Here is a 26541-nt window from a genome sequence, read left to right as displayed (position 1 = left end):
CTACGCCTCCGAGTGCTCATTGAGCACTCTAAAGCATGGCGCTCATTGAGCGCTAATTTCCACACGAGCTGTCATACGACGAAGCCGGCCCGCCGCATGATCGCGACGAGCCGGCTTCAACGACAAACCCAGGTCAGGAGGCGAGCCCCATCCCCGCCACGACCTCGGTCGTCACCGACGTGGTGCCGATGACCTGGCCCTGCTTCAGGCCCCAGGCGTCCTTCGCCAGCACCGTGCGCGACCCGAGGTACGCGCCGGTCGTCTGGTCGATCACGATCTGCTCGGTGGTCTCCTTCTCGGTGACGCCGAGCGCGGTGCCCGTCCTGCCGTCGAGCACGGCCGCCTTCTCGACGACCTCCAGGCCTGGCAGGTAGGTCAGCGCCTGGTAGACCGCTGCTCGCACGTGCGCGGGGTACGCGCCGGTGTCCAGGCCGTCGTTGACCATCTGCAGGAAGACCAGGCCCTCGTTGCCCTGCGCCTCGTCGCGGAGCTTGCGGTACAGGTCCTGCGGGTCGGCCGGCAGCGTGGCGAGGTACTCGGGTGACGGGTCGCGAAAGCTCACCTTCACCTTGTCGCGCAACGCCGGGCCGCCGTCGGAGCGGTACTCGCTCGCCCCGTCGAACGGGCTCTTCAGGTCCGGCGGGAGGTCCTTCTCGGAGCCGATCAGCCACTGGCGGGTGCTCGCCTGCTCGCGCCGGTAGAGCCACGGGCCGTTGCGGTCGGCCGGGATCCACGTCTGGAGCTTCTGGTCCTGCAGGAACATCCAGTCGTGCTCGTACTCGGTCATCGACCAGCGCGCGTCCTGCCGCACGAGCAGGTACTGGTCCGGCCGCAGCTTCGCGTCGCCGGTGAGGTTCGCGGCCTTGTTCAGCAGGTCGGCCGCCGCCGCGCTGCCCACGCTCGGGCCGTTCACCCGCGACACCAGCGACGGGGCGAGCAGGGCGGCACCGGCGAGCACGACCATCGCGGCGGCCGCGGCCACCACGGGGATGCGCCGCCTGCGCAGCGGCACCACCTTCTCCGGCGCGGGTTCCGCGTCGATGCGGGCCAGCAGAGCCGCGCGGCCCCGGTCGAACGCCTCGTCGCTCATCGGGGCGACGTCCGACATCGCCCACTTCACGGTCTCGTCCTCGACCTGACGGATCTCACGCACCGCCGTCACCCTCCTGTCCGTTGATCTTCGCCCGCAGCTTGGCCCGCGCACGGAACAACCTGGTCCGCACGGTCGCCACCGGCGTCTCGGTCACCTCGGCGACCTCGGCTGCGCTCAGGTCGCCCCACGCCACCATCAGCAGCACGTCGCGTTCCTCCGGCCGCAGGTCGGCGAGCACCTCGCCGAGGTCGCTCATCAGCGACTCGGCGTCCACCACCGACGCCGTGCGGTCGTCGACGTGGTCGGCCACCGCGCGCCTGCCGTGGTCGCGCGCCCAGGCACGCAGGCGCCTGCCCTCCGACCGCACGTGCTGGCGCAGCAGGTTCGTCCCGATCCCGAACAGCCACGCCTTCACGCTCGCGCGGGCGGGGTCGAAGCTCTGCCGCCGTTCCCAGGCGATGAGGAACGCCTCGGACACCAGGTCGTCCGCGATCGCGGTGTCCACCCGCAGCGCCAGGTAGCGGTGCAGGTCGCGGGCGTGCCGGTCGTACAGCTCGACCCAGGCGTCCCGGTCCAGAGGCTTCGTCACCCCCGGCCCTCCTGTTCGCGCCGGTGGCGCTGTCTCGGTGCTCACGGAAACTATTGGCCGATGGGCGCGAAACCATTCCCGGCGCGCAGGTGTGAGGTGCTCCACAGTGCACTCCCACAGTGCCACGGCCGCACGCACCGCGCCCGTGCTCCTCCTCGCGCCCGCGCGATTGGCCCGCGCGGCACCGGCCGTTCCCATGAGGACGGTCACATCCCGTTGGCGGAAACGGGAAAGCGCGCAGCGACCAACAACCTTCCGTGAACGAGATGCAGCTGCTGAGCCGGGCAGCCGGCGAGATCCCGCCGATGTCCGCCGACGCCTTCGAGGCCGGCCGGACCAGGCTCCTCACCCGGCACCGCTGGACCACCGCGCGCAAGGTCGTCCGCGCGATCTGGGTCGTGGTGCTGCTCGTGCTGCCGATCAAGATGGCCGCGATGGGCGCGTACTACCTCGACCTGCAGGTGTACCGCACCGGCGGGCTCGCGTGGCTGCGGGACGTGCCGCTCTACGTCGGCTTCCCCGGCCCGCTGGACGGCCCGAACCTGCCCTTCACCTACCCGCCGATCGCCGCCGTGCTGTTCAGCGGGCTCACGTTCGTGCCGGTGCCGGTGGCGAACGCGCTGGTGGTGGCCCTGAACTTCGTCTGCCTCACCGTGGTCGGCGTGCTGGTCACCAAGACGCTCAGCCGTCGCTCGGACGTGGCGTGGACGGTCGGTCCGGTCGTCGCGATCCTCGGCGTCTCCCTGGAACCCGTGATCTCGACGTTCCTCTTCGGCCAGGTCAACCTGGTGCTGATGGCGATCGTCGTGGTCGACGCGCTGGCGGTGCGCGACCCGAGGTTCCGCGGCCTGCTGATCGGCGTGGCCGCCGCCATCAAGCTGACCCCGTTGGTCTTCCTGCTCTACTTCCTGGTGCGCCGCGAGTGGCGGGCCGCGGCCATGGCACTCGCGGGCTTCGCGGGCATGGCCGTGCTCGGGTTCCTGTTCGCCGCGAAGGACTCCGCCGAGTTCTGGTTCAACGCGATCTTCGACACGAGCCGCGCCGGTGGCCTCGCCTACGCGACCAACCAGTCGTTGCGCGGGGTCCTGCACCGGATCAACCCCGGCGAGCACGCCGAGTCGCTGATCTGGACCGGCCTGTCGCTGATCGTCGTGACGCTCGCGGTGGTCGCCGCCTACCGCGCCCGCGACGAGGTCGTGGCGCTCACCGCGATCGCGACGGCCGGGCTGCTCGTCTCCCCGGTCTCCTGGTCGCACCACTGGGTCTGGTGCGTGCCCGCGTTCCTCGCGCTGGCGTTCACCCGCCGCACCTGGGCGCGGCCGGTGCTCGGCGTGCTGCTGGTGATCTTCCTGGTGCACCCGTTCGGCTGGCTGCCGAGCACCGGCGACAAGGAGATGCTCTGGAGCTGGCAGGAGCACGTCTACGGCGACGCCTACACATGGGTCGCGCTCGCGGGCCTGGTGGCGGCCGCGATCACCGCCACCAGGCTGACGCTCAGCAGCGCTTCACCCGGACCGCGCCGCGGCTCGACTCCACGATCGCGAAGTTGAGCCGGTCGGGGTCCGCCGAGCCGAGCGCGACGCGGACCTCGGCGTTGATGTTGATGTCGCGCTTCTCGCCGCACGGCACCCACTGGACGTCGGCGGGGCTCGGCCGGTAGTGGGTCTGCCAGGAGTCGCTGAACGGCCCGGTGAACGGCTGGCTCACCGTCGCGGTCGGCGTCGTCCCCTGCACGTAGGTGCTGACGCGGCTCAGCCCGGTCGCTCCCGTTTGCAAGTGGGTGTAACCGTTGTAAGAGGTTCTAACCAACGCGAAGGTGTATCCGTCCGGGACGTTCACGCGCAGGCTGACCTGGCAGTTCTTGCGCTGGTCGACCGGCGACGAGCCGTTGCCCGCCCTGGCGAGGAACTGGTGGTAGCCGATCGTGAAGGTGCGGTCGTCGGTCTTGACGTCGGCGTCGCCCGCCGCGCACCCCGATCCGTTGACCGTGACGACCTCCAGGACGGGTGCCTGGGCCGCCGGGGTGAGCGTCGATAGGGCGATGAGTGCTGCCGCTGCCGTGGTGAGCATGAGGAACCTCTCCGAGGGGTCCGTGGCGGCGGCAGCACCAGACGCTATGACGGATCGGGGTTCGTCGGCTGACGGTTGCCTGACGATTCCCGGCACCCGTCACGGCTTGAACGGGACGAGCTCCTCCTCGACGCCCGTCCGGACGATCACGCACGTCGACTCGGGCACCTCCTGCCAGGCCCCGACGAGGTCGCCCAGCGGCTCCGACACGACGAGGCGCGAGTCGTCGGTGAGGTCGTGCAGCGCCGGGTTGTCCGGGTACTGGCGGCGCAGCGTCGTCACGTCGGTGCTGTGGAAGAGCGACCGCGACCTGCCGCGGCTCGAGTAGCGGAACGCCCAGGTCGTCGAGCCGTCGGTGACCGCGACGGTCATCTGGATCGGGTACTCGACGCCCGCGCGCCGCCCGACGTCCTCGACGAACTCGACCATGCGCGCCACCGCGGCGGGCGGGTCCTGCACCAGCCCGAAGCTGATCGCCAGGTAGAACATGATCTCCGAGTCGGTCGACCCCTCGACCAGCGGGAACAGCGCCGGGTCGATCGCCAGCATCAGCTCGCGCCGCACCAGCGGGAACTTGGCGATCAGCCCGTTGTGCATCCACAGCCAGTTCTGGTGGCGGAACGGGTGGCAGTTCGACCGCTGCACCGCCCCGCCCGTCGACGCCCGCACGTGCGCGAAGACCCGGTCCACGGTGATCTGCGCGGACAGTTCCCGCAGGTTGCGGTCGTTCCACGCGGGCTCGGTGCTGAGGAACAGCCCCGGCGTGCTCGTGCTGCCGTACCAGCCGATGCCGAACCCGTCGCCGTTCACGGCCGTCGCCCCGAGCCGGGCGTGCTTCGACTGCATGACGAGCGAGTTCTCCGGCGCGTAGAGCAACTCCTCCAGCAAGACCGGCGAACCGGAGTAGGCGAGCCACCGGCACATCGCGAACCTCCTCGAAAACCCCCAGCGCTACATGGGAACACGTAGCAGACCGGAATGGGAGGTTTGCGGCGACGCGCCTTCCTCGGGCAGCATGGCGGGGGTGACGGTCCCTCCCGGCTTACGGCAGCCGCCCTACGAACCGCCGCGCGCGAACTTCGAGACGATCGAGGTCTACGCGCCGGTCACGCAGGTGGCGCCCCCGGCGGAGCCCGCCCCGGTGCCTGCCCAGGCGTCGGAGGAGCGCTCGGACATCGCCGTCATCGGCCCGATCGCGGCCCTGGTGCTCGCCCTCACGATCTCCACCCTGATCCTCGAGCACCCTGCGGCCCGCGCCGTGGCGGCGGGCCTCGCGACCGTCGGCCTGCTCCTCGCCGTGGCGCTCATGCTGATGGGCAAGAAGCCGAAGCCCGGCCGCCACGTGGCCCGGCACGCCGTCGCGCCCGAGTCCGTCGATCCCGAACGGACCGTGCGCATCAACCAGGGCCGGCCCTACCAGGAACAGCCCAACCAGGGGAAGGTCTACCAGGGGCCGCCCAACCAGGGGCAGGTCAACCAGGGCTGGGGCACCACCGACCGCCGCAGGTGACCGTTCTGGAGGCCGCCCTGTCTTGGACGGCCTCCAAGCCACGTCACCGCAGGGTGGCCAGGCCGGCCTTCGCGAACTTCTCGTCCAGGTCGCCGCTGGGCGCGCCGCCCACGCCGATGCCCGCCACGGACGTGCCGTCGACCGCCACCGGCACGCCGCCCGCCAGGAACAACGTGCCGGGGATGTCCCGCAGCGTCGCGCCCTGGCCGGTGACGCGGCCGGCGAGCTCCGAGGTCGGGGCGTTGAACGACACGGCCGTGAACGCCTTGCGCCGCGCGGACTCCTCGGTCTGCGGGCCCGCGCCGTCCCCGGCGAGCAGCACCACGAGGTCGCCGCTGCGGTCGACGACGGCGACCGTGACGCGCTGGTTCTCCTTCTCGGCGGCGTCGAGGGTGGCCTGCGCCGCCTTGATCGCCGCGTCGATGGTCAGCACCTTCTCCGCGCGGGTGGGGGTGCGCTGGTCTGCCGCCGCGTAGCCGCCGCCGACGCTCAGCACGACCAGGGTGGCGACTGCGATCTTCTTGATGTCCATGGCTCATACGGTTCCGCGTTCGCGCCCGCGTTCCATGGTGGTGACGGTTGAACCTCGGTTCAACCCATCGGTTGACCCGCAGCCGCCTGGGACTCGCCTACAGTCGCCGACGTGTGGCTGCACAGGGCGATGCACGCGGGTTTCTACGTGCTGCTGACGGCGTCGGCGGCGCGGTACGTCGCGTACCACGGCGCCGACCTCGTCGTGCTCGGCCTCGCCCTCGCGCTCGGCGTCGCCTATCCCGCCGGCGTGCGCTGGACCGGCGCGTTGCCCGCCGTGCTGGCCGTGTGGCTGGTGCTCGTGTGGCTCGCGCCGAGCTTCGGCTGGTGCGCGATCCCGTTGTTCTTCCAGTGCCTGCGCCAGCTCAAACCGCGCGTGGCGCTGCCGATCGCGGCCCTGCTGACGTTCGCCGTCGTGCTCGCCCAGATCAGGCTGGCGGCGACGTTCGACTGGTCGCTGGTGCTGGGCCCGGTGGGCGTGGCCGTGCTGACCGCGGCGGTGTTCTTCGACCGAGCCAGGCTCCTGCACGAGGCAGGTGTCCTGGAGGAACGCCAACGCCTCGCGCGCGAGATCCACGACACCCTCGCGCAGGGCTTCTCCAGCATCAACCTGTTGCTGTCACTGGGAGAATCCGACCGCGCGGCCTCCGTCGCCCGCGAGAACCTGGCCGAGGCCCGCCGCTTCGTCCGCGACCTCTCACCGCTGCCCGGCACCCTCGTGGACGCCCTCCACCGCCTCTGCCCGCACGTCGAGGTCGACGGCGACCCGTACCCGCTGAGCGTGCAGACCGAGGTGGCGCTCCTCCGCGTGGCCCAGGGCGCCGTCGCCAACGCCTCCGAGCACGCGCACGCCTCCCACGTCGCGATCACGTTGTCCTACCTGGGAGACGCCGTGACGCTGGACGTCGTGGACGACGGCCGGGGCTTCGACCCCAGCGCCACCCGCACCACCGAGGGCCGCGGCTACGGCCTGGCCTCCATCCGGGGCCGCATCACCGAACTGGGCGGCACCGTGTCCGTCGAGAGCGCGCCGGGGGAGGGAACCGCCGTGGCCGTGACGGTGCCGACGCCGTGAAGGTCCTCGTGGTCGACGACCACCCGGTCGTCAGGTTCGGCCTGGCAGGCCTGCTGTCCCGCGACTTCGAGGTGATCGAGGCCGCCACGGGCGAACAGGCGGTCGGCAAAGCGTCCACAGTGGACGTCGTGCTGATGGATCTCCAGCTGGGCAAGGGAATCGACGGCGTGGAGGCCACCCGCCGCATCCGCGCGCTACCGGACGCCCCGCAGGTCGTGGTGCTCACCACCTACGACTCGGACGCCGACATCGTCCGCGCCGTGGAAGCCGGCGCCATCGGCTACCTGCTGAAGGACTGCGCGCCGGAAGACCTCGCCAAGGCCGTCCGCACGGCGTCGACCGGCCAGACCGTGCTCTCTCCGGACATCGCGCAACGCCTGCTGCGCCAGGTCCGCGGCCCGGCCCCGAAGCTCAGCAGGCGTGAGGTCCAGATCCTCGAACACCTCGCCCGCGGCCTGTCGAACCGGGAGATCGCGAAGGCGTTGTTCATCAGCGAGGCCACCGTGAAGACGCACCTGGTGCGGATCTTCGCGAAGCTCGGCGTGGAGACGCGCACGGCGGCCGTGACGACCGCCGTGGAACGCAAGCTGATCCGGCTCTAGGTTTGCTGACAATGAAATGGACAGCGAGACTGTGCTCTTCTGGTCATCTCGTCTGGTTGTCGTAACACGCCCCTTCATCAGCGCGACTGCACGTTCGCGAACTGCGTGGATGCGAGGTGCTCATGGACAACGGAGGATGCCCAGGTAACGGCTGGAGCGTGATCACCTCGGCGCCGACGAACTCGCAGCTAGCAGGCGTTCTTGCCGGATTTGTGTTCACCGGGATTCTCATCCTCTTCGGCAGACCTGGTCCGAAGAACACTCAGACGCTGAGTCTGTTCGCCGCGACCTTCGTGATACTCGGATTCGACAGCTACCTCTTCAGCCTGATTTCCGGAGGTGACTCGGATCCAGTCTGTTCGCGCGTGTGGACGGAGTCCATGGCAGCTAGTGGAATGCTGGCTGCGGGCGCCACCGCACTCATCGGAGGAATAAGGTGGCTGCTCGCCCACCACCTCGATGACGAGGCTGAGGGCGAGGTGCCCGACTCGAACACGGTCGACCTGGACCGGCTGTCGCTCTACATGCTCTACGGCGTGGCGACCGCGGTAATGCTTCTGCTGGCCGCGACGACACTGGACTACTTCCAGGTCGTCTTCGAACATCGTGCGCCTGGATGGTTGAACTGGCTCGTGTCGCTCTCTCCGCTGGCGGTGGGCGCCACCGCGGTCGTTCTCACTCGGCGTCGTGCACGCAGAACCGCTGTGGACGACTCTCAGCAGAGATCGAACCGGGCGACGCGGTCCCTTTCGGTGACAGCCTTCGGATTGCTGGTCTACGCCGTGGTGGGTCCGGTGTTCGCCGGTGTGCTCACGAACCTGCCCACGAGTCTGTGGTCGCCGACACCCGCTCTGCTCATCGTGATGGGCGTCGTGATCGGGTTGGTGTTTCCGGCTGTCCTGCTGGTCGCTTTGATCGTGTCGGCCCCTCCGATCTCCGGTGTCGTCAAACGAACCGCGGCTGAGCGGCCAGTGGAGGTAGAAGGAGCAGAGCAATGATGACCCGGATACCGCCCGCTCGGTGGCTCTAGTCGTCCAGCGCGGGCGGCGTGGTCCTGGTCAGGCGCGCGTCCGGCTGGCTGCCCGACATCGCGAGCATCCCGCGCAACACCTTCAGCAGCTTGGCGATCCCGCTCGGCTTCTTCCGGTCGATCCCACCGATCACCTGCTTCAGCACCGAAAGCTGGTCGAAGTAGATCCGCTCGGTGACGAGGTTCTCGTCGGCGTCGAAGATGAAGTACGCGTTCATCCGCGTGCGGTGCCTGCCGCCGGTGGCCGGGATCCTGCCCAGCGGGCCGAGGTGCGTGCCGAGGAGCCAGAACTCGACGATCACGGCGTCGACGCTGTGCCGGAACGCGATCAGCTCGTGGTGCTGGTCGGGGAACGCCACGCGGGTGTCGGTGTAGTACTGGCGGACCGCGTCGTCGCCGTCGTGGACGACCATCTGCGCGATGATCTCGTAGTGGGGGTGCGGGAACGTCGAGAGGGTGGCGTCCCAGTCGTGGGCCACCTCGTCGCGGAAGTGGTCCAGCACCAGCTTCTCGCGGGCTCGCAGGACCTCTTCCGGTGGCAGGACGAAACGTGACGTCATGGGGGCGCTCCTCAGTGGACGATCTGGCCGTGGGTGAAGGTGGGCCTGGTGCCGGGGTTCGTCCAGGCGCCGGTGAGCTCGCTGGACGGGAAGAACTGGAGGAAGCGCGGATCCGCGGTGCTGCGGTCGGCGATGGTCTTCTCCAGCACGATCGAGTTGTACTGGTCGGCCGTGGTCTCGACGGTGTTGGCGTTGAGCACGACCTCCTGCTGCCACCGGCTCGACCAGGCGGAAAGTCCTGGCAGCTTTGAATGTTCCGGCGTCAGGGCCTCGGCCGCGATCACGTTCTCGCTGCTCACCCAGATGCCGGTCGAGGTGTTGACGACGAGGCTCTGGTTGCCGAACACGTGGCCCGGCGTCTTGATCACGGCGACGCCGGGGCCGAGCACGACCGAGCCGTCGATCGGCAGGAACGCCTCCGGCGGCACGTCCGCGTAGGTCGCAGGCTGGTACCAGGGCTTCTGCAACGGGTGGAGCTCGGCCATCGCCATCAGCTCGTCGCGCTGCACGATCACCTTGGCGTTGGGGAACAGCGCGGGCGTCGCCGACGTGCCGATCCACCGCCGCAGGTCCTGCGTGTGCAGGTGGTCGAACATCAGGTAGTCGATGTCCTCCGGCGCGATGCCGAGCCGGTCCAGGTGGCCGGGCACGGTGCCGTGGACCTTGACCATGCGGCGTTCCACCACGTCCGGGGTGCGTTCGGACAGGTCCTCGAAGTACGGCGTGTAGCGGCCGTGCTCGTGGTCGCTCGGCTCGAACAGCAGCACCTTGTCGTCCCAGCGGATCACCAGCATGCGGTTGGTGATCGACAGGAACGGCGCGATCGCCCGCGACGCCCGGAACAGCCCGAACCGCGTCGGGTAGGGCAATGTCACCAGGTCGCGCGTGACGATGCTGCCGGGCGTACCGGTCGTGGCGAACTCGCGCCGGAACGCCAGCCCGCGCTCGCGGGCCACCCGCAGCCGTGCGCCAGGGCCGCCCTCGACGTCCATCGCGGCGAGCGTGTCGATCTCGGTGCCGATCGTCGGCAGGTCGGCGGCCGTGCCCCACGGGAAGCGCATCACTCCTCCAATACCCACGGCGTGGGTTAATTCGAAGGTTAAACCCACACCGTGGGCATCCGCAAGGCACAATGGCCAGGTGACTGACACCCGCCGCGGCCGCCCGCGCACCCCGCTGCTGTCCCGCGAGTCGATCGTCGCGGCGACGTTGCAGGTCATCGGCGACGAGGGCGTGGCGGCCGTCGGCATGCGGTCGGTCGCGCGCCTGCTCGGCGTGGACGCGAAGAGCCTCTACAACCACGTCGACGGCAAGGACGGCCTGCTCGACGCCGTCGCCGAACACCTGCTGAGCGGCCTGGCCCTGCCGGTGCCGACCGGGGACGCGCGGCACGACCTGCACGCCATCGCGCACGCCTTCCGCGACCGCGCGCTGGCCCACCCTGGCGCCGCGCCGCTCGTGCTCACCCGGCAGCTCTCATCGTTGGAGGGCCTCCAACCGGTCGACGCGGTGCTGACCGTGCTGCTCGCGGCCGGGGCCGAGCCGGCGGAGGCCGTGCACCTGCTGCGGATGCTGCTCGCCACGTTGATCGGCACCTTGCTGCGCGAGGTGTCGGCCGCACCGACGTTCGGTGGCGACGACGGCGAACGCTTGGAGGCGCTCCAAGCCGCCGGGCTGAGCGCGATCGCCGCGACCGCGCCGCACCTCGCCGAGTTCGACCGCGCGGCCGAGTTCGAGTACGCGGTGGACCTGGCGATCACCGCGGTCCTGGAGCGGGTTCAACGGTCGGGGTCGAGGTCCTCGTAGAGGCCCTGGACGAGGCGCCCGGTCAGCTCGCCGCCGACGGTCTCGACCAACGCCCAGCCGGGTCCGGGGTCGTCGTCGGCGGGGTCGTCCAGGAAGTACAGGGCCGAGTGCAGTGCCTCGTAGGCGACCAGCCGTGCGTACGCCCGCAGGTCGTCGGCGGAGGCGCCCAGGGCTTCTAGGCGTTCGCGGGCCGCGTCACCGCGCACGTACGTCGGGCCGGGGCCGTGCTCGTCGACGATCTCCCACATGCCGCGCAGGAACCTCTGCCGCGCGCGTTGGGGGATGGTGCCGCCGTCATCGAGGTCCATGCCGCACAGCATGCCCGTTGATCTTCGAACTGCGGGCCGGCCGGAACGGCGGCAGACTTCCCAGGCGTGAACCTTCGACGGTGGCCCGTGGTCGCGGTGGCCGGATTCGTCTTCGCGGCGGTCGTGTACGTCCTCGCCGTGCTGACGCGCGCCGGTCAGACCATCGAGAACGCGGCCCTGCGCGGCGCCGACCAGGACGACGTCGACACCGCCGACGCCGCCTGGCAGTCCCTCGGCCAGATCACGATCTACTCGCTGGCCGCGGCGGTGGTCGCCGTGGCGCTGGTCGGCGTGCTCCGCAAGCGGTGGGACCTCACCGTCGCGGCGGTCGGCGTGATCGTCGCGGGGCAGGTGGTGGTGCAGGCGCTGAAGCGGTTCATCCTGCCGCGCCCGCACCTGGTGGAGGTCACCGGCGACTACGCGCACAACAGCCTCCCGAGTGGACACACGACGATCGCGATGACGGTGCTGTTCGCGGCGATCATCGTCGTGCCGTGGAAGTGGCGCGGCGTCGTGCTGTTCTTCGTGCTGCCGTGGGCGACGGCGATCGGCCAGTACACGCTGACCGCCAAGTGGCACCGCCTGAGCGACACCCTGGCCGCCGACGGCATCGCTCTCGCGATCGCCGCGCTGGCCGCGTGGTGGTTGCAGCGCAAGGGATCGCTCGAGCCCTACACCGGCCCTCGCCGCGTCGGACGGGTCGTGCTGGTGGTCTTCTGGTCGCTCGTGGCCGCCGCGACGCTCGCCCTCGGCCTGATCCTGTGGGTCTTCCCGCTGGCCCGCGAAGGCCTGAACGCCGACGAGTGGGTGATCTACCTCGGCGCGGGCTCGCTGGCCTCGGCGGGATCGCTGATCGCCGCGCTCACCTACCTGGCGTGCTGGCGCCGGATCGCATGACAACCAGTTGATCTCCCGTGCGTCCTGTCCTGTGGGAGAGGTTTCCACAATGAGGGGACAGGACGTTGAGCGTTAACCGACGTGCCGTGCTGGCGTGGGGTGCGGGAGCGGCCCTGGCGGTGACGGTGCCCGCCACGGCGCAGGCCTCGACGGTCACCGGCAGGCTGCGCGACCTGGAGGAACAACACAACGCGCGCCTCGGCGTGTTCGCGACCGACACCGGCACCGGCCGCACCGTGCTGCACCGCGCGGACGAGCTCTTCCCGCTGTGCTCGACCTTCAAGACCATCGCGGCGGCCGCGATCCTGCGCAAGGACCGCGACGGGACGTTGCTGGGCAAGGTGATCACCTACACCCAGTCCGATGTGGACAGGTCAGGCTACGGCCCGATCACCGGCAAGCCCGAGAACCTCGCGAACGGCATGACCGTCAAGGCCCTGTGCGAGGCCACCATCACCTACAGCGACAACTGCGCCGCCAACCTCCTGCTGAAGGAACTGGGCGGCCCCACCGCCGTCAGCCGCTTCAGCCGTTCGATCGGCGACCCGGTCACCCGCCTGGACCGCTGGGAACCGGAGCTCAACTCGGCAGAGCCGGGCCGCATCACCGACACCACCTCCCCGCGCGCCATCGGCCAGAGCTACGCGCGCCTGACCCTCGGCCACGCCCTCAACTCCAACGACTCGGACCAGCTCACCAAGTGGCTGCTGGCCAACACGACGGGCGGCAACCGGATCCGGGCGGGTCTCCCGTCCGCCTGGCGCTGGGGCGACAAGACCGGCACCGGCAGCTACGGCACCACCAACGACGTGGGCATCGCGTTCCCGCCGGGCCGGGCCCCGATCGTGATCGCTGTCCTCTCCACCCGCAAGGACGACCCGACCGGCCCGGCCGACGAACCCCTGCTGGCCAAGACCGCGGAACTGGTCGCCGCGACCTTCAGCTGACCGGCATCCTCGTGGACTCCACGGCAGGACCGATCCGCCCGTGCAACGCGGGCGGATCGGTTCTCCAGCACCGGTACGTCCGAGCGGCTGATCACGTCAGTGCGCGCCTCGCCGCCCCTAGCCGCGCCGCCGTCCGACCGGCTACGGTGCAATGCGAATCTCGTTCACGTTCCCAAAGGCGGCGGCGATGCGGCGAGCGGTTCTCCTGGCGGTCCTCTTCCTCCTCTCCCTGACCACCCCGGTCCGAGCAGAGACCTTCGACGGCACCGAGCTGCGGGTCGAGAACGGGGTCTTCCGCGACGAACACGGCCGCGAGGTCGTCCTGCGCGGCTTCAACGTCTCCGGCACGGCGAAACTGGCCGAGTACCGCGGGCTCCCGTTCGCGACGACCCAGGACGCCCGCACGTCGGCCCAGGCCATGAAACGGCTCACCGGCGCCAACGCCGTGAGGTTCCTCCTCACCTGGGCCTGGATCGAACCCCAGCGGAACCAGATCGACCGCACCTACCTCGACAACGTCACCACCCAGCTGCGCCAGTTCACCGACGAGGGCATCCGCGTCTACCTGGACTTCCACCAGGACCTGTACTCGCGGCACCTGTTCAACAAGGACAGCTGGTACACCGGTGACGGCGCCCCGGCGTGGGCCGCGAGCGGGTATCCCAAGGAGTCGTGCGGGATCTGCGTGCACTGGGGCCAGAACATGAAGAACAACAACGCCGTCACCGCCGCCACCTACGACTTCTGGCACAACCGGAACGGCGTGCAGGACTCGTTCGTCAACGCGGCCGGCGAGGCGTTGAAGCACGTCAAGAACGCGTTGCCCGCCAACGAGTTCAAGCTCGTCGTCGGGGTCGACCCGCTCAACGAGCCGTACGCGGGCAAGTACGACGCCGGGCAGACCTCGCAGACGTGGGAGCGCGACCTGCTGATGCCGTTCTACCAGCGCTTCCGCGGCGAGATGGACGAGGCGGGCTGGGCCGGCAAGCCCGCGTTCGTGGAGCCGTTGGTGTTCTGGAACCAGAACGTCGACTTCTTCGCCGAACCCGGCGGTCTCACCCTCGCGCAGCCCCTGGGTGACCGGTTCGTGTTCAACGCGCACTTCTACGACGGCAAGGCGCAGTCCGGCATCCTCATGCCCGGCAAGGCGGGGGACGGGCAGTACACCCAGGCGTTCAACACCATCCGGGACCGCGCCAAGGCCCTGAACACCACCGCGATCGTCTCCGAGTTCGGGCATCCCGTCTCGGGCTTCACGTCCGACAAGACGCCGTCCGTGCTCAAGGCGATCTACCAGGGCCTCGACTCGACGGCGTCCGGGGCGCGGTGGTGGTCGGCGCCGAGGGGGAGCGCGATCTCGGGCAGCCAGTGGCACTGGGACACCAACTACGGACGCCACCGCGAGCTCATGAACGACAACCCGGGCAAGGTCAAGACCGACGGCGACGCGATGAACGACGAGCACTTCTCCGCGGTCAAGCTCGACGCGAACAACACCCCCGTCCTCAACGTCGACCGGGCGCTCGTCGACCGCGTGTACCCGCAGGCCGTCGCGGGCACGACGCTCGCCTTCACCTACGAGGACCGCGCCTACCAGACCTGGCAGCAGATCCCGCTGCCGAACGTGCGCGCGCTGGTCGGCAACGCGCCGTTCGCCGTCCTCGTCTGGGACGCGCACGAGAGCGCCGCGCCCACCGAGATCCACCTGCCGGAGTCGCTCCGCTCGCCGCTGGTGATCAGCTCGGCGCAGTCGGCCGTCCAAGGCGACGAACTGCTGCTCACCTCCGGCCCCGGACGGCAGTTCGCGCTGGTCACGGCCCCGTCGAACGGGAACGTCGCCGCGGCGGAGGCCGAGATTCGACAGTGGTACGTAAGCTGGTGAAGTGCGAACAAGGCCCACTCTGAGCTGGTCGAACACGGGCCCGTCGCTGCCGCGCACCACCGACCTCACCGGCGTCGTGCCGATCGTCGCCGGCGGTGGGGTGCTGGTGCTCAGCGGCGCGGGCCTGTCGACCGAGTCCGGCATCCCCGACTACCGCGGCGAGGGCGGGTCGCTGCGCAAGCACACCCCGATGACGTACGAGGAGTTCACCACCAGCGAGGCGGGCCGGCAGCGCTACTGGGCGCGCAGCCACGTCGGCTGGCGCACCATCGCCCGCGCGCACCCCAACGCGGGCCACCACGCCGTCAGCAGGCTCGGGCCGCTCCTGGCCGGCGTCATCACGCAGAACGTCGACGGCCTGCACCAGGCAGCGGGGTCGCCGGACGTGGTCGAGCTCCACGGCGGCCTCGACCGGGTGATCTGCCTCGACTGCGGGCTGCTGAGCCCCCGCCTCGACCTCGACCGCCGCCTGCGCGAGGCCAACCCGGACTTCCACGCCACGACGGACGAGATCAACCCCGACGGCGACGTCTTCCTGCCCGAGCACCAGGTGCGCGACTTCGAGGTCGTGCCGTGCGAGGAGTGCGGCGGCGTGCTCAAGCCGGACGTCGTGTTCTTCGGCGAGAACGTGCCACGCCCACGCGTCGACCAGTGCTACGACCTCGTGGACAACGCACGGTCGTTGCTCGTCCTCGGTTCCTCGCTCACGGTCATGTCGGGGCTGAGGTTCGTGCGGCGCGCGGCCACCGCCGGCATCCCGGTCGTGATCATCAACCGGGGCGAGACGCGCGGAGACCCGCACGCGTCGCTCCGAATCGACCTGCCCTTGGGGAAATCGCTGACGGAGCTGGCCGAAGCCGTTCTGCAGTCCGGGAATGGTGACCTTCCCGGTCGATGACGTCACACCGACGCCCTGCCGACCCGCCCGGTCGCCGACCTGTTCCCCGGAGCACGCGAGACCGGTGGCCGGGCGCGGGTCGTCCAGCCCAACGGCGTGCACCCGCTGCTGCACGCCGTCCTAAGGCGTTCGCGGAACACCGCCCGCTGGTGCTGTCCCCGGACGCGGTGTGGCTGACGATCACGCGCGGCATCGCCCAGCGCGTACGGCGCCGACCACGCCACCGGCCAGAGCCACACCACTAGTTCTGCGAGCGGAACCTGTCCAGCTCGCGGCGTTCGCGCTTGGTCGGCCGTCCGGCACCGCGGTCGCGCCGCGCGATCGGCACCTCCACCGGCGGCTTCGGCGTGCGGTCGATGAAGCACATCGCCGCGACCTCCGCGCCCACCCGCTTCGAGATCACCCGCACCACCTCGACGACGCGGGTCCGGTCGCCGACGCGGGCGCGGACCTGGTCGCCCGGCACGACGGTGGCGGAGGGCTTCGCCGGCTTGTCGTTGATGCGCACGTGGCCGCCCCGGCACGCCTGGGCGGCGTCCGGCCGGGTCTTCGTCAGCCTGACCGCCCACAGCCAGCTGTCGATGCGCGTGGACTCCACCCCGCCATCATGGCACTCTCGGAGATCATGAGGCTTCTGGCGGTCGCACTGACCCTCGCCGCGTCGCTCACCCCGGTCGGCCCGCTCGGCGAGCTCACGGGCCTCGCCGTGCAGCGCGTCCAGGTGGGGGACCTGGTGGCGGCGGCCAAGTTCGGGACGACGCAACCGATCGACGACCCCGTGCGCGAACAGCAGGTGCTCGACACCGTCCGCACCAAGGCGGCCGAACTCGACCTCGACCCCGAGAACGCTGCCCGGTTCTTCCGCGCCCAGATCGAGGCGAACAAGATCGTGCAACGCGGCCTCTACGCGCGCTGGACCGCGCATCCCGGGGAAGTGCCGCAGCACCGGCCCGATCTCGCCACCGAGGTGCGGCCAGTACTCGACCGGCTCACCACCGGGATCCTGGCCGAGCTCAAGGACACCGAACGGCTGCGGCGCCCGACGCTGAGGTGCGAGATCCAGGCGACCGTCGCGGAACGCTCCGCCGTGGTGCTGCACCGCCTCGACCGGTTGCACGAGGACGCGCTGGCCGAGGCGATGCGCACGGTGTGCGAGTAACAGATCCCTCAGATGTCCACTGTGGACTTCAGGCCCAGCATCCGTGCCAGGCCGGACAGTTCGAGCACCTTCGTCACCTGCGCGGACGCGGCGGACAGGCGGAGTCCCCCCGCCGCGGCGGACGCGCGGGCGTGGCCCCGCACCAACGAGCTCACGCCGCTCGAGTCGCAGAACGTGACGGCTGTCAGGTCCAGCACGACGTAGCGGTGTCCCTGGTCGAGCAGCCGGTCGAGCCGGGCGAGCAGTCGTTCCGCTCCAGGGCCTGCGAGTTCGCCGGAGACCGTGACCAGGGTGGAGGCAGGCGACGACTCGGTCACCGTGACTTCGAGCATTTCGCAGCTGTACCCACTGGTGGCCGCCGCGAAACTGGTTCGCGTGCGCATTCTGCTGACGGCGTTGCCCCTCCACTCCCACCTGGTGCCGGTGATGGTGCCGCTGGCCAGGGCGTTCCGGGAACGGGGCCACGAGGCCGTGCTCGCGACCGGTCCGGCGATGGCGCATCTGCCGCACACCGTCGCGCTGCCGGACGTCCCCGTGCCGTCCGGTCTCGGGCCGCCGTGGTCGCACGAGGCCGTCGTGGCCTTCGCCGCGAACGTCCTCGACTTCGCCCGCACCTGGCGTCCCGACGTGATCGTGCGCGAGACCAGCGAGCACGGCGGGCAGATCGCGGCCGAGGTGCTCGGGATCCCGCACGCGCTGGTGGACGTCGCGCCGTTCGCGCCGCTGGAGATCCCGCTGCTCGACGAGCTGGTGGACAAGGTGCGCGCCAGGTTCGGCGTCGCGGCCACCGACCCGGTGCTCACCGCCGGCCTCGCCCCGGCCGCCTGGCACCCCGCCCAGCACCACTTCCGCGTGCCTCTCGATCCGGGTCGCGTGGACGTCGCGCCGGAGATCGTCGCGACCTTCGGGACCCGCGTGCTGCCGGACCTGCTGCACACCGCCGTCGAAGCGCTCGGCGAGATCGACGCCCATTCCGTTGTCGCGACAGGCCACGCGGAGTGGAAAGGCCCACGTCCGGCGAATGTTCGCCTGGAGCCGGAGATCTCGCGGCAACGATTGTTGAACAACGCGAAGCTGTTCGTCACGCACGCGGGTTGCAACAGTGTGCGGGAGGCGTTGACGGCTGGTGTGCCGATGGTCGCGCTGCCGTTGTTCGGCGATCAACACCGCAACGCGGCGCGAATCCGGGAACTCGGCGCCGGAGTCCATCTCGGCGTGAAAGGCCTGACCGCGGCCGTTCTCGCGGAGCGGATCAACCACGTGCTGAACGCGAAGACGTATCATGAATCAGCTGGGGATCTGGCCGCGAAGATCGCCGTTCTGGAGGATTTCCGGAACATTCCGGACCACCTCGTATCCGCTGTGTGACAACTTTTTGGTTGTGGCCAAAAGCTTCGACGGCATTTTCGTCCGTATGGAGACTGGCGGTGGGGCAGGTGCTTGTTGGGGAGAACAGGTTGCCTGACACAGGGGATCAACAGGGGGATTTATGAAGAGGCACGTGCGCGACAGTTTCTTCGTCGTGGGCGAAGGAGTGCTGGAATTCGGCGACAACGGTGAGGCCACCACGCGGCAGCCCTCCACGGCGGAGGAGTTGCGCAGGTTCCGGTTCTCACGGCTGGGACCCAAGGGGCCGCGGACGGACGAGGAGACGCGGGTGGCCCTCGCGACCGCGATCACCGCGAACGTCCCGCAGCCCGACTCGGCAGACCCGGCCGTTCCGGCGGGGTTCACCTACCTCGGTCAGTTCGTCGACCACGACCTGACGATGGACCGCACCGAGTCGCAGCTCGGGCAGGACGTCAACCTCGACGAGCTGCTGCAGGGCCGTTCGCCGGCGCTCGACCTCGACTCGGTCTACGGCCGCGGCCCGCGCGACAAGGACGACCAGGTCTTCTACGCCGAGGACGGCGTGAAGCTCAAGGTCGGCACGACGACGCCGGTGCCGTTCCCGGACGAGGGCACCAACGTCCCGTTCGAGGGCTTCGACCTGCCGCGCCGCGGTGGCACGGCGGGCACGGCCGCGGACCGGCGGCTGCCGCTCATCCCGGACGCCCGCAACGACGAGAACCTCGTGGTGGCGCAGACGCACCTCGCGTTCATCCGCTTCCACAACCGCGTGGTCGACGAGCTCGCGCTCACCGGCCTGTCCGGCGAGCGGCTCTTCCGCGCCGCCAAGGAGCTCGTGGTGCGGCACTACCAGTGGCTGCTGCGGACCGACCACCTGCCGCGGATCGTCGACCCGGCGATCGTGGACGACGTGTTCACCAACGGCCGGAAGTTCTTCGAGGTGCCGGGCCGCCACTACAGCCGGGACAACTCGCCGACCATGCCGGTCGAGTTCTCGGTGGCCTCGTACCGCTTCGGGCACAGCCAGGTGCGCGGCGCGTACCAGTGGAACCGGGTGTTCAACAGCACCGGGCCCGGCGGGATCGCGACGTTGTTCGCGCTGTTCACCTTCACCGGCGTCAGCGGCAACTTCGACCCGAGCTCCGGCACGCCCGCCGACCTCGACGACGTCGACCGGGGCCCGCTGTTCACGTTGCCCAGCAACTGGATCGCGGACTTCCGGCGGCTCTACGACTTCACCGAAGCCGACCGCGAGGACCTGGTGCCGCCCGCACGGTTCGGCGGCGGCAACGTCACCAAGCGGATCGACACGCTGCTCGTCGACCCGCTGACGCAGCTGCCTGCGGGCACGTTCGGCGGGCGCGGCACGCAGTTCCGCGAGATCGAGCGCAACCTCGCGTTCCGCAACCTGACCAGGGCCTCGATGATGGAGCTCGCCACCGGTCAGCAGATCGCCGAGCTCTTCGGCGCCGAACCGCTGACGGCCGAGCAGATCCTGGTCGGCAACGGCGGCGCGGTCGTCGAGGGCCTGTCCGAGGAGCAGAAGGCGCAGCTCGTGGCGAACACGCCGCTGTGGTTCTACATCCTGCGCGAAGCCGAGGCCGGCGGTGGCCTGATGGGTCCCGTCGGCGGCCGGATCATCGCCGAGGTGTTCCACCGCGCGATGGAGGGCAGCCGGATCTCGATCGTGCGCTCGCCGTACTGGCGGCCCACGCTCGGCCCCGACTCCAGCACGTTCCGGATGGTCGACCTGCTGCTGTTCGCGTTCGAGGGCAAGGCCGACCTGCTGAACCCGCTCGGGGACCCGGCCGGCGCCTGATCTTCCTCGCTCCTCTTGTCTGGCCGGGTGGTGGCAGTCAGACAGGAGAGGGAGATCGTCATGCGTCCAGGAACCACACGTCGTCGCGAAGGCGCGGAAGAACGGGTTGCTCGGTTTGCGCGCGAGTCCGGAATTCCGCTGCTGCGCATCGGACTGGGGGTCGTGTACCTCTGGTTCGGCGTGTTGAAGCTCTTTCCCGGTGGCAGCCCTGCCCAGGATCTCGTCGAACGCACGGTCTCCGCGCTGACGTTCGGGATCATCCACGGGGATCTGGCCCGATTGAGTGCCGCGATCACCGAAATCGGGATCGCACTGGTGTTGCTGAGCTTCCGCGCACCGCGGTGGTGCGCGGTCCTGCTGGTCGGCCACGTCGTCATGGTGTCGACACCGCTGGTGTTGTTCCCCGGTGAGATGTGGTCCGGTCCGCTGCAGGCGTCGTTCGAAGCGCAGTACATCCTGAAGAACCTGGTGACCGTCGCCGCCGCGGTGGTCATCGCCTCATCGCAGCCGAGGGTGCGATGACCGGGAGCCGTCCGATTCTCACGTGATCGGGCGGCTCCCGCCGTTGTAGGTTCGCCCGATGGGGGACACGTTCGCGCCTTTGGCGCATCCTGCTTTTCGCTGGCTGCTCGCGGCCCGCGTCACGACCGTCGCCGGCAACGCGATGGCACCGATCGCGCTGGCCTTCGCCGTCCTCGACCTGACGTCGTCGATCACCTCGCTGGGCGTCGTCGTCGCGGCCCGCTCGCTGACGAACGTGGTGTTCCTGCTGTGGGGAGGCGTGGTCGCGGACCGGTTGCCGCGCCACCTCGTGCTCGCCGGGTCGTGCGTGGTGAGCTGCGCGAGCCAGGCGCTGATCGCAGGGCTGGTGCTGACCGGGTCGGTGTCGGTGCCGTGGTTCATCGTGCTGTCGGCGGTGAACGGCATGTCCGGCGCGTTCTCGCTGCCCGCCTCCTCGTCCCTGGTGCCGCAGACCGTGCCCCTGTCGATGCGCCTGCAGGCCAACGCGTTGCTGCGGCTCGGGACGAACTCCGCCAACATCGGCGGCGCGTCGCTGGGCGGCCTGCTGATCGCGTTCACCAGTCCCGGCTGGGGGCTCGCGGTGGACGCGCTGACGTTCGCGCTGGCGGGCGTGTTCTTCGCGTTCGTGCGGGTGCCTGGGGTTGTGGCCAGGGACAAGCCGTCCGTGCTGGCCGAGCTGAAGGTGGGCTGGACGGAGTTCGTGGCGCGGCAATGGGTCTGGGTCGTGGTCGTCGGCTTCACGTTCGTCAACGCGGCCCTGGTCGGCGGGGTGATGGTGCTCGGCCCGGTGCTGGCCGACTCGACGTTCGGGCGCGAGACGTGGGGCCTGGTCCTCGCCGCGCAGACCGCGGGCATGGTGGCCGGCGCGGTCGTCGTGCTGCGGGTCAGGGTGCGGCGGCAGCTGATGGTCGGGGTGGCGTGCGTGGCGGGGTTCGCCGGACTGCCGCTGGTGATGGTGCTGCACCCGGAACCCTGGCTGCTGATCCTCACGTCGTTCGTGTGCGGGATGGGCATCGAGCAGTTCGGGGTGGCGTGGGAGACGACGTTGCAGCACCACGTCCCGGCCGACCGGCTCGCGCGCGTCTACTCCTACGACATGGTCGGGTCGTTCGTCGCGATTCCGCTGGCACAGCTCGCGATCGGGCCGTTGTCGCACGCGTTCGGGGTCACCGCGGCGTTGCTCGGCTGCGCTGCCGTGCACGTGCTCGCGACCGCCGCGATGCTGGCGTCGCGGTCTGTGCGCTCCGTGGAGAACGTTGATACGGTGCGTGTGTAGTTTGATTCCACTTCACTGGGGGAGTGAATGAACCGCAAGCGTTTCGCTGCGTTCATCACCGTGCTCTCGTTGACGAGCGCGGCTCTGGCACCGGCGGCCCACGCCGGAACCGATCACCGGCCGCTGGCCGACCGGCTGCGCGAGGCGATCGTCGCGCAGAACTTCAAGGACGTCATCGACCTCACCCCGCCCGAGCTGACGGCGCGGTCTTCCGGCAAACGGGAGAAGTACGACGCCTCGCCCGCCGAGCTGATGAACCGGGCGCAGGCGCGGTCGCTGGCGGCGGGCAAGCCGTTGCACCAGTCGCCGAACATGGACGCGGCGATCTTCGAGCTCGACGCGTTCGGCCGTACCAGGGCCGTGGCGAACGTGCTGCTCAGCCCCCAGTACCCGGACGGCGTGGTCGTGCCGGTGGACCGCAGGGGGCTGTCCACCGACCAGGTCCGCTACCGCTGGTGGGACGACACCGAGTGGGACGTCAACGGCGGCAAGGGAACCGTCGACGTGCTGCCCGGCAGGGAGAACGCTCCCATCGACTTCTCCTCGCCGTACCCGGCGTCCGTGCTGAAGCTGATGGTCGGCTTCGGCGTGCTGCGCCTCGCCGACCAGGGCAAGATCGACCTCGACGCCGACTACACCTACGCCCCGAACCCGGTGCGCGAGGCGTGCGGCGGCCCGTCGGTGAAGAAGATCCGGCAGCACTTCGACGAGATGATCACCAAGTCGCAGAACGAGTCCACCTGCGCGCTGATCAAGCTGATCCACGACCTCAACGCGTGGGACGCCGTCAACCAGACGTTCGCCGACCTCGGCATGCCGACCCTCATGGTCACCGGCACGATCCCGGGCAACGGCGGCCGCTGGATCGGCTCGAACATGAGCGGCCTTGACACCGCGAAGCTCCTGCTGCTGGTCAACGGCGGCGCGGGCGTGCTGTGGACCACCGGCAAGGGCAAGCCGGTCACCCGCCACGAACTGTCCTACTCCTCGCGGAAGTTCTTCCAGGACACCCTCGCGGGCCAGGGCCACAACGAGATGCTGTCGACCCCGAACTGGTGCGGCCGCGACTACCCGACGCAGGGCATCCCGCAGCAGGTGCCGGCGCGCTGGATCAAGCCGGACGGCACCGTGACCGTCGGCGACGCCGTCTACGACCGGGACGTCCGCCCGTGCAACGACGCCGCCGAGGTGACGTTCGCGCACAAGACCGGCTGGGTCGACACGACCGGCTCCGACGCCGGCATCGTGAAGTCGTTCCGCGGCAAGGACAAGCGCAACTACATCGTGGTCGTGTTCTGCAACCTGGGCACCGACTACGTGGACGCCGCCCGCCCGGCCGACCCGCCCGGCGTGTACCCGGTGCTGTACACGCAGAAGTACGCGCAGCTCGGCAAGGCGATCGACGGGATCATGAAGTCGCTGTAGCGCAAGGGATCGGCACCGCGGTCACACCGCCGCGGTGCCGATCAGCCCGTTGCGCGTGACCAGGTCCGCGAGCGCGGCCTCGTCCAGGTCCTCCGTGCCGTCCGGGCGGCGCGGCAGCACCATGTACCGGGACTCGGCGTTCGCGTCCCACACCCGGATCTCGGTGTCCTGCGGCAGTTCCAGGCCGAACTGCGCCAGCACCTCTCGCGGCCGGTCGACCACCGCGGACCGGTAGGCCGGGCTCTTGTACCAGGTCGGTGACGGGCCGAGCAGGGAGAGCGGGTAGCAGCTGCAGAGCGTGCACACGATGACGTTGTGCACGTTCTCGGTGTTCTCGACGACGTGCAGGACCTGCGGTTGCAGGCCGCCGCCCATCGACAGGCCGAGTTCGGGCAGCGTGTCGTTGGCGTTGCCGAGCAGGCGTTCGCGGAAGCCCTCGTCCACCCAGGCGTGGGCGACCACCCGGAAACCGTTGGCGGGGGAGGCCCTCGCGGCGAACGCCTCGAGCACCTGGTCGAGCTCGCGCGGGTCGATCAGGCCCTTGGCCTCCAGGAGTGCTTCGAGGTCGCGGACCTGGGCGGCGATCGGGGAGTCGTCGTGGTCGTCACTCATGGCTGAGGTAGTCCTCCCAGAGGGACAGCGTCACGCTGTGGTCGCCGTGGCCGAAGAGTTCGTTCGCGGAGAACCGCACGAGGTAGACCTGTTGGCGTTGCTGGATTCCCTGGGCGCTCAGGTCCGCGAGCGGGTGGACGCCGTCGTGGCCCACGATCGTGCCGACGTGGCCGCGGGCGTAGTGCGGCAGGCGGGTGTGGTGGTCCGGGTCCACTGTGGACGTCCGCACTCGGTCACCGGTCCGGTAGCGCTCAGACAACGCCCTTCTCCTTCAGGAGCGTCTGGATCGCGCGGAACCAGTTCTCGTAGTACGAGGACTCGTGCGACATCGTCCGTTCGACGGCGTCGCGGAACTCGTCGAGGTTGTAGATCTCCTGGCCGATCAAGGCGCGGTTCATCGCCATGACGTGCGCTTCCCAGTCGTGGTGGAACGGCGGTTCGTCCAGTTCCTCCACCACCGGGCCGAAGCCGTCGAGTCCGCCGACGTCGTTGATCCTCGGCATCTCACCTCCTGCGCTCCACCAGATTCTGCGCCGCCGACGGCCAGTTCGGGAAGTGGAAGTCGAAGCCGGCCTCGACCAGTCTGCCCGGGGTGACCCGGCGGCTCTTGAGCAGCAGTTCGGTGTCGCTGCGCAGCGCGAAGGCGCCCACCGACGCCATCAGGCGCGTCGCGGGCAGGCCCACCGGCACGTTCCAGGCCCGGCGGAGTTCGCGCATGAAGTCCCGCTGCGGCAACGGGTGGGGCGCGGCGAGGTTCACGGCGCCCTCGATCGGTTCCCTGATCAGCAACGCGACGGCGCGCACGAAGTCCTCGTCGTGGATCCACGACACGTACTGCCGGCCGCCCGCGAGCGGTCCGCCGAGGCCGAGCCGGGCGAGCCACGACAGGTAATCGAAGACGCTGCCGCGGTCGGGGCCCATCACCATCGCCGACCGCAGCGCGACCTTGCGCGTGCCGGGCGTGTGCGCCTCGAAGAGTTCGGCCTCCCAGCGCTTGGCGATCTCGACGCTGTACGTCCAGTAGCCCGGCACGTCCGGCTCACGGCCGCCGAGCACGCCGGTCGCCTCGTCGTTGGGCGCGTCGAACCGGTGCGCGTAGATGGTCGCGGTGCTCATCTGCAACCACACGCCGGGCGGGTTGTCGGCCTTCGCGATGGCCTCGCCGACGACGCGCGCCGAGTCGATCCGCGACCGCATCATCTGCCGCAGGTTCTCGGCGTTGTAGCGGCAGCTCACGCTGCGCCCGGCCAGGTTGACGACCACGTCGGCGCCGTCGATCTCGGCCGCCCACGCGCCGAGCGAGTGGCCGTCCCAGCGCACGCCCGAGGTGCGACCGATGATCACCACCTCGTGGCCCGCCGCCTGGAAGGCGCGGGTCAGCACGCCGCCGACCTGGCCCGTTCCGCCTGGAATCACGATCTTCATGGTTGTTCGTCCCCCTCGCCCGCGACGCTAGTCCCGGGTCGCTGAGAGCCCTGTCAGTTATGCTCGCGCAAAACGCTCAAACGAACAGGCGGTCGGTCATGCGGGAGTCCAGCGAGGCACGACGGCAGCGGATCCTGGCCGTCACGGCGTCGCGGGGCACGGTCAAGGTGAGCGATCTGGCCGAGGAGCTGGACGTCTCGATCGTCACGATCCGCCGTGACGTCGAGGAGCTCGCCCGCCTCGGCAGACTGCGCCGCGGCCACGGCGTCGCACGGTCGCTCACGCCCGTCGCGCAGCCGGAACCGGTGCGAGCGACGAACGGCTCTATCGCGCTCGTGGTGCCCGAACGCCACACGTACCTCTACGAGACGATGAACGGCGCACGGCGCAGGCTCGAAGAAGCGGGCATGCGCGTTGTTCTGCACATCGCGCCGCAGGTCAGGGGTGCCGAACGGCCGATCGTCGAGAAGGCGCTGACCGAACCGGTGCTGGGCCTGCTGATGTCGCCGCGCTGGCGCACGTCCGAGGAGGAGTCCGAGGACGACTGGCTCGCGGACACCGGCGTGCCGACCGTGCTGATGGAACGCCGGCCGAGCGGACACCTCAGAGCGATGAACTCCGTGTGCTCGGACCACTGGTACGGCATGCATCTCGCCGTACAGCACCTGACCGACCTGGGCCATCGTCGGATCGTGCTGGCCGCACGCGACGACAGTCCGACAGCGCGCGTGTTGCGCAGGGCGTTCAAGGAGGTCTCCGCGGGTCTGGACGACGCCGTCACGGTCAGCAGCGCGCCGGACGCCGGGCTGGTCGAGGTGCTGCGGCGGCGCCGGGCCACCGCGGCGGTGCTGCACGGCGACGAGGACGCGTTGATGCTGGTCCAGCAGCTGGTGCACGCCGGGATCGAGGTGCCGCGGATGTGCTCGGTCGTGTCGTACGACGACGTGGTCGCGTCGCTCGGCAGCATCCCGCTCACGGCCGTCGCGCCACCGAAGGCCGAGGTCGGCCGGGTGGCCGCCGAGCTGCTGCTCAGGAAGCTGAACGGCGAGGTCACGGCCCCGGAGCGGATCGAGCTGCTGCCCTCGTTGAAGATCCGCTCATCGTCTGAGCGTTTGACCGTTTCTTGACGGCAAACCGATCAGGCGATCAGGATGC

At 69.9% G+C, this 26541-nt stretch carries 32 protein-coding genes; 18 read left to right on the top strand and 14 right to left on the bottom strand.

What is annotated here, in order from left to right; translation table 11 throughout:
- Positions 1–133: 133 nt before the first annotated feature.
- Positions 134–1153: a CU044_5270 family protein gene (locus ACQEU1_RS14000; protein WP_433200482.1), complete on the bottom strand. Its 1020-nt coding sequence runs from the start codon at positions 1151–1153 to the stop codon at positions 134–136.
- The gene (locus tag ACQEU1_RS13995) at positions 1146–1682 is read right to left on the bottom strand and encodes an RNA polymerase sigma factor (protein WP_433200479.1); all 537 of its coding nucleotides are present in this window, start codon (positions 1680–1682) and stop codon (positions 1146–1148) included. The genes ACQEU1_RS14000 and ACQEU1_RS13995 overlap by 8 nt, the downstream gene beginning before the upstream one ends.
- A 266-nt stretch (positions 1683–1948) precedes the next feature.
- Here ACQEU1_RS13995 and ACQEU1_RS13990 point away from each other — a divergent pair, with 266 nt between their 5' ends.
- Positions 1949–3232, top strand: coding sequence for a glycosyltransferase 87 family protein (locus ACQEU1_RS13990; protein WP_433211494.1), 1284 nt, complete (start codon positions 1949–1951; stop codon positions 3230–3232).
- On the opposite strand, the gene ACQEU1_RS13985 is transcribed toward ACQEU1_RS13990, so the two are convergent.
- A complete protein-coding gene (locus tag ACQEU1_RS13985) occupies positions 3177–3752 on the bottom strand; it encodes a DUF4360 domain-containing protein (protein ID WP_433200476.1) in 576 nt (191 codons plus the stop codon). The genes ACQEU1_RS13990 and ACQEU1_RS13985 overlap by 56 nt on opposite strands.
- Positions 3753–3851: 99 nt before the next feature.
- Positions 3852–4676, bottom strand: a complete 825-nt coding sequence (locus ACQEU1_RS13980) for a class II glutamine amidotransferase (protein WP_433200473.1) — start codon at positions 4674–4676, stop codon at positions 3852–3854.
- Between the two features lie 100 nt (positions 4677–4776).
- Here ACQEU1_RS13980 and ACQEU1_RS13975 point away from each other — a divergent pair, with 100 nt between their 5' ends.
- Positions 4777–5262: a hypothetical protein gene (locus ACQEU1_RS13975; RefSeq protein ID WP_433200470.1), complete on the top strand. Its 486-nt coding sequence runs from the start codon at positions 4777–4779 to the stop codon at positions 5260–5262.
- A gap of 43 nt (positions 5263–5305) precedes the next feature.
- On the opposite strand, the gene ACQEU1_RS13970 is transcribed toward ACQEU1_RS13975, so the two are convergent.
- On the bottom strand, positions 5306–5794 hold the full coding sequence (locus ACQEU1_RS13970; protein ID WP_433200467.1) for a GlcG/HbpS family heme-binding protein: 489 nt from the start codon (positions 5792–5794) through the stop codon (positions 5306–5308).
- A gap of 111 nt (positions 5795–5905) precedes the next feature.
- On the opposite strand from ACQEU1_RS13970, the gene ACQEU1_RS13965 reads away from it, so the two are divergent.
- From ACQEU1_RS13965 to ACQEU1_RS13955, 3 genes are all read left to right on the top strand, one after another.
- Positions 5906–6868, top strand: coding sequence for a sensor histidine kinase (locus ACQEU1_RS13965; protein ID WP_433200464.1), 963 nt, complete (start codon positions 5906–5908; stop codon positions 6866–6868).
- Entirely contained in the window at positions 6865–7470 is a 606-nt protein-coding gene (locus ACQEU1_RS13960; protein WP_433200461.1) for a response regulator, read from the top strand. The genes ACQEU1_RS13965 and ACQEU1_RS13960 overlap by 4 nt, the downstream gene beginning before the upstream one ends.
- 116 nt (positions 7471–7586) lie before the next feature.
- Positions 7587–8468, top strand: a complete 882-nt coding sequence (locus ACQEU1_RS13955) for a hypothetical protein (protein WP_433200458.1) — start codon at positions 7587–7589, stop codon at positions 8466–8468.
- 28 nt (positions 8469–8496) lie between these two features.
- Here the strand turns inward: ACQEU1_RS13955 and ACQEU1_RS13950 are convergent, their stop codons facing one another.
- Both ACQEU1_RS13950 and ACQEU1_RS13945 read right to left on the bottom strand, forming a co-directional pair.
- Entirely contained in the window at positions 8497–9060 is a 564-nt protein-coding gene (locus ACQEU1_RS13950) for an ester cyclase (RefSeq protein ID WP_433200455.1), read from the bottom strand.
- A gap of 11 nt (positions 9061–9071) precedes the next feature.
- Positions 9072–10121 (bottom strand): hypothetical protein, encoded by a 1050-nt coding sequence (locus tag ACQEU1_RS13945; protein ID WP_433200452.1) that lies wholly within the window; start codon positions 10119–10121, stop codon positions 9072–9074.
- A 79-nt stretch (positions 10122–10200) separates the two neighbouring features.
- Between ACQEU1_RS13945 and ACQEU1_RS13940 the strand changes: the two genes are divergently transcribed.
- Positions 10201–10866, top strand: a complete 666-nt coding sequence (locus tag ACQEU1_RS13940) for a TetR/AcrR family transcriptional regulator (RefSeq protein WP_433200449.1) — start codon at positions 10201–10203, stop codon at positions 10864–10866.
- On the opposite strand, the gene ACQEU1_RS13935 is transcribed toward ACQEU1_RS13940, so the two are convergent.
- On the bottom strand, positions 10839–11174 hold the full coding sequence (locus ACQEU1_RS13935) for a hypothetical protein (RefSeq protein ID WP_433200446.1): 336 nt from the start codon (positions 11172–11174) through the stop codon (positions 10839–10841). The two genes, ACQEU1_RS13940 and ACQEU1_RS13935, sit on opposite strands and share 28 nt — an antisense overlap.
- Before the next feature lie 66 nt (positions 11175–11240).
- Between ACQEU1_RS13935 and ACQEU1_RS13930 the strand changes: the two genes are divergently transcribed.
- The 5 genes from ACQEU1_RS13930 (at position 11241) to ACQEU1_RS13910 (ending at position 16043) form a co-directional block, all read left to right on the top strand.
- Positions 11241–12071, top strand: a complete 831-nt coding sequence (locus tag ACQEU1_RS13930) for a phosphatase PAP2 family protein (RefSeq protein WP_433200443.1) — start codon at positions 11241–11243, stop codon at positions 12069–12071.
- 65 nt (positions 12072–12136) lie between these two features.
- Entirely contained in the window at positions 12137–13018 is an 882-nt protein-coding gene (bla, locus tag ACQEU1_RS13925; protein ID WP_433200440.1) for a class A beta-lactamase, read from the top strand.
- A 187-nt stretch (positions 13019–13205) separates the two neighbouring features.
- Positions 13206–14900: a cellulase family glycosylhydrolase gene (locus tag ACQEU1_RS13920; RefSeq protein WP_433200437.1), complete on the top strand. Its 1695-nt coding sequence runs from the start codon at positions 13206–13208 to the stop codon at positions 14898–14900.
- A gap of 1 nt (position 14901) precedes the next feature.
- Positions 14902–15798 (top strand): NAD-dependent protein deacetylase, encoded by an 897-nt coding sequence (locus ACQEU1_RS13915; RefSeq protein WP_433200434.1) that lies wholly within the window; start codon positions 14902–14904, stop codon positions 15796–15798.
- Complete coding sequence (locus ACQEU1_RS13910; protein ID WP_433200431.1) at positions 15795–16043, top strand: DUF4419 domain-containing protein; 249 nt, start codon at positions 15795–15797, stop codon at positions 16041–16043. The genes ACQEU1_RS13915 and ACQEU1_RS13910 overlap by 4 nt, the downstream gene beginning before the upstream one ends.
- On the opposite strand, the gene ACQEU1_RS13905 is transcribed toward ACQEU1_RS13910, so the two are convergent.
- On the bottom strand, positions 16040–16396 hold the full coding sequence (locus ACQEU1_RS13905) for an RNA-binding S4 domain-containing protein (RefSeq protein ID WP_382446123.1): 357 nt from the start codon (positions 16394–16396) through the stop codon (positions 16040–16042). The genes ACQEU1_RS13910 and ACQEU1_RS13905 overlap by 4 nt on opposite strands.
- 9 nt (positions 16397–16405) lie before the next feature.
- Here ACQEU1_RS13905 and ACQEU1_RS13900 point away from each other — a divergent pair, with 9 nt between their 5' ends.
- Positions 16406–16957, top strand: coding sequence for a chorismate mutase (locus tag ACQEU1_RS13900; protein WP_433200427.1), 552 nt, complete (start codon positions 16406–16408; stop codon positions 16955–16957).
- Between the two features lie 8 nt (positions 16958–16965).
- On the opposite strand, the gene ACQEU1_RS13895 is transcribed toward ACQEU1_RS13900, so the two are convergent.
- Entirely contained in the window at positions 16966–17289 is a 324-nt protein-coding gene (locus tag ACQEU1_RS13895) for an STAS domain-containing protein (protein WP_433200424.1), read from the bottom strand.
- A gap of 43 nt (positions 17290–17332) precedes the next feature.
- Between ACQEU1_RS13895 and ACQEU1_RS13890 the strand changes: the two genes are divergently transcribed.
- From ACQEU1_RS13890 to ACQEU1_RS13870, 5 genes are all read left to right on the top strand, one after another.
- On the top strand, positions 17333–18325 hold the full coding sequence (locus ACQEU1_RS13890; protein WP_433200421.1) for a glycosyltransferase: 993 nt from the start codon (positions 17333–17335) through the stop codon (positions 18323–18325).
- Between the two features lie 133 nt (positions 18326–18458).
- Positions 18459–20126, top strand: a complete 1668-nt coding sequence (locus tag ACQEU1_RS13885) for a peroxidase family protein (RefSeq protein ID WP_433200418.1) — start codon at positions 18459–18461, stop codon at positions 20124–20126.
- Between the two features lie 60 nt (positions 20127–20186).
- Entirely contained in the window at positions 20187–20648 is a 462-nt protein-coding gene (locus tag ACQEU1_RS13880) for a DoxX family protein (RefSeq protein WP_433200415.1), read from the top strand.
- Positions 20649–20706: 58 nt separating this feature from the next.
- Entirely contained in the window at positions 20707–21924 is a 1218-nt protein-coding gene (locus ACQEU1_RS13875) for an MFS transporter (protein WP_433200412.1), read from the top strand.
- 27 nt (positions 21925–21951) lie between these two features.
- The gene (locus tag ACQEU1_RS13870) at positions 21952–23349 is read left to right on the top strand and encodes a serine hydrolase (protein ID WP_433200409.1); all 1398 of its coding nucleotides are present in this window, start codon (positions 21952–21954) and stop codon (positions 23347–23349) included.
- A 21-nt stretch (positions 23350–23370) separates the two neighbouring features.
- Here the strand turns inward: ACQEU1_RS13870 and ACQEU1_RS13865 are convergent, their stop codons facing one another.
- The 4 genes from ACQEU1_RS13865 to ACQEU1_RS13850 are packed head-to-tail and all read right to left on the bottom strand — an operon-like array spanning position 23371 to position 25386.
- Complete coding sequence (locus tag ACQEU1_RS13865) at positions 23371–23961, bottom strand: nitrile hydratase subunit alpha (RefSeq protein WP_433200406.1); 591 nt, start codon at positions 23959–23961, stop codon at positions 23371–23373.
- Complete coding sequence (locus tag ACQEU1_RS13860) at positions 23954–24220, bottom strand: SH3-like domain-containing protein (protein ID WP_433200403.1); 267 nt, start codon at positions 24218–24220, stop codon at positions 23954–23956. The genes ACQEU1_RS13865 and ACQEU1_RS13860 overlap by 8 nt, the downstream gene beginning before the upstream one ends.
- A complete protein-coding gene (locus tag ACQEU1_RS13855; RefSeq protein WP_433200400.1) occupies positions 24213–24464 on the bottom strand; it encodes a hypothetical protein in 252 nt (83 codons plus the stop codon). Before ACQEU1_RS13855 ends, ACQEU1_RS13860 begins: the two co-directional genes overlap by 8 nt.
- A 1-nt stretch (position 24465) precedes the next feature.
- Complete coding sequence (locus ACQEU1_RS13850) at positions 24466–25386, bottom strand: DUF1731 domain-containing protein (RefSeq protein ID WP_433200397.1); 921 nt, start codon at positions 25384–25386, stop codon at positions 24466–24468.
- Positions 25387–25484: 98 nt separating this feature from the next.
- On the opposite strand from ACQEU1_RS13850, the gene ACQEU1_RS13845 reads away from it, so the two are divergent.
- A complete protein-coding gene (locus tag ACQEU1_RS13845) occupies positions 25485–26513 on the top strand; it encodes a substrate-binding domain-containing protein (protein WP_433200394.1) in 1029 nt (342 codons plus the stop codon).
- Positions 26514–26541: the final 28 nt, after the last annotated feature.

This window comes from Lentzea sp. CA-135723 (assembly GCF_050936595.1).
Lineage (GTDB): Bacteria > Actinomycetota > Actinomycetes > Mycobacteriales > Pseudonocardiaceae > Lentzea.
The sequence above is the reverse complement of the archived record's forward strand: the minus strand, read 5'-3'. Positions and strand labels throughout refer to the sequence as shown.

What these genes read in the sequence shown, in the direction of transcription:
- ACQEU1_RS13990 (WP_433211494.1), top strand. Translation starts at nt 1,949, where the DNA reads ATGCAGCTGCTGAGCCGGGCAGCCGGCGAGATCCCGCCGATGTCCGCC.
- ACQEU1_RS13985 (WP_433200476.1), bottom strand. Translation starts at nt 3,752, where the DNA reads ATGCTCACCACGGCAGCGGCAGCACTCATCGCCCTATCGACGCTCACC.
- ACQEU1_RS13980 (WP_433200473.1), bottom strand. Translation starts at nt 4,676, where the DNA reads ATGTGCCGGTGGCTCGCCTACTCCGGTTCGCCGGTCTTGCTGGAGGAG.
- ACQEU1_RS13970 (WP_433200467.1), bottom strand. Translation starts at nt 5,794, where the DNA reads ATGGACATCAAGAAGATCGCAGTCGCCACCCTGGTCGTGCTGAGCGTC.
- ACQEU1_RS13950 (WP_433200455.1), bottom strand. Translation starts at nt 9,060, where the DNA reads ATGACGTCACGTTTCGTCCTGCCACCGGAAGAGGTCCTGCGAGCCCGC.
- ACQEU1_RS13945 (WP_433200452.1), bottom strand. Translation starts at nt 10,121, where the DNA reads ATGCGCTTCCCGTGGGGCACGGCCGCCGACCTGCCGACGATCGGCACC.
- ACQEU1_RS13935 (WP_433200446.1), bottom strand. Translation starts at nt 11,174, where the DNA reads ATGGACCTCGATGACGGCGGCACCATCCCCCAACGCGCGCGGCAGAGG.
- ACQEU1_RS13920 (WP_433200437.1), top strand. Translation starts at nt 13,206, where the DNA reads ATGCGGCGAGCGGTTCTCCTGGCGGTCCTCTTCCTCCTCTCCCTGACC.
- ACQEU1_RS13910 (WP_433200431.1), top strand. Translation starts at nt 15,795, where the DNA reads ATGACGTCACACCGACGCCCTGCCGACCCGCCCGGTCGCCGACCTGTT.
- ACQEU1_RS13900 (WP_433200427.1), top strand. Translation starts at nt 16,406, where the DNA reads ATGGCACTCTCGGAGATCATGAGGCTTCTGGCGGTCGCACTGACCCTC.
- ACQEU1_RS13895 (WP_433200424.1), bottom strand. Translation starts at nt 17,289, where the DNA reads ATGCTCGAAGTCACGGTGACCGAGTCGTCGCCTGCCTCCACCCTGGTC.
- ACQEU1_RS13880 (WP_433200415.1), top strand. Translation starts at nt 20,187, where the DNA reads ATGCGTCCAGGAACCACACGTCGTCGCGAAGGCGCGGAAGAACGGGTT.
- ACQEU1_RS13875 (WP_433200412.1), top strand. Translation starts at nt 20,707, where the DNA reads ATGGGGGACACGTTCGCGCCTTTGGCGCATCCTGCTTTTCGCTGGCTG.
- ACQEU1_RS13870 (WP_433200409.1), top strand. Translation starts at nt 21,952, where the DNA reads ATGAACCGCAAGCGTTTCGCTGCGTTCATCACCGTGCTCTCGTTGACG.
- ACQEU1_RS13865 (WP_433200406.1), bottom strand. Translation starts at nt 23,961, where the DNA reads ATGAGTGACGACCACGACGACTCCCCGATCGCCGCCCAGGTCCGCGAC.
- ACQEU1_RS13855 (WP_433200400.1), bottom strand. Translation starts at nt 24,464, where the DNA reads ATGCCGAGGATCAACGACGTCGGCGGACTCGACGGCTTCGGCCCGGTG.
- ACQEU1_RS13850 (WP_433200397.1), bottom strand. Translation starts at nt 25,386, where the DNA reads ATGAAGATCGTGATTCCAGGCGGAACGGGCCAGGTCGGCGGCGTGCTG.
- ACQEU1_RS13845 (WP_433200394.1), top strand. Translation starts at nt 25,485, where the DNA reads ATGCGGGAGTCCAGCGAGGCACGACGGCAGCGGATCCTGGCCGTCACG.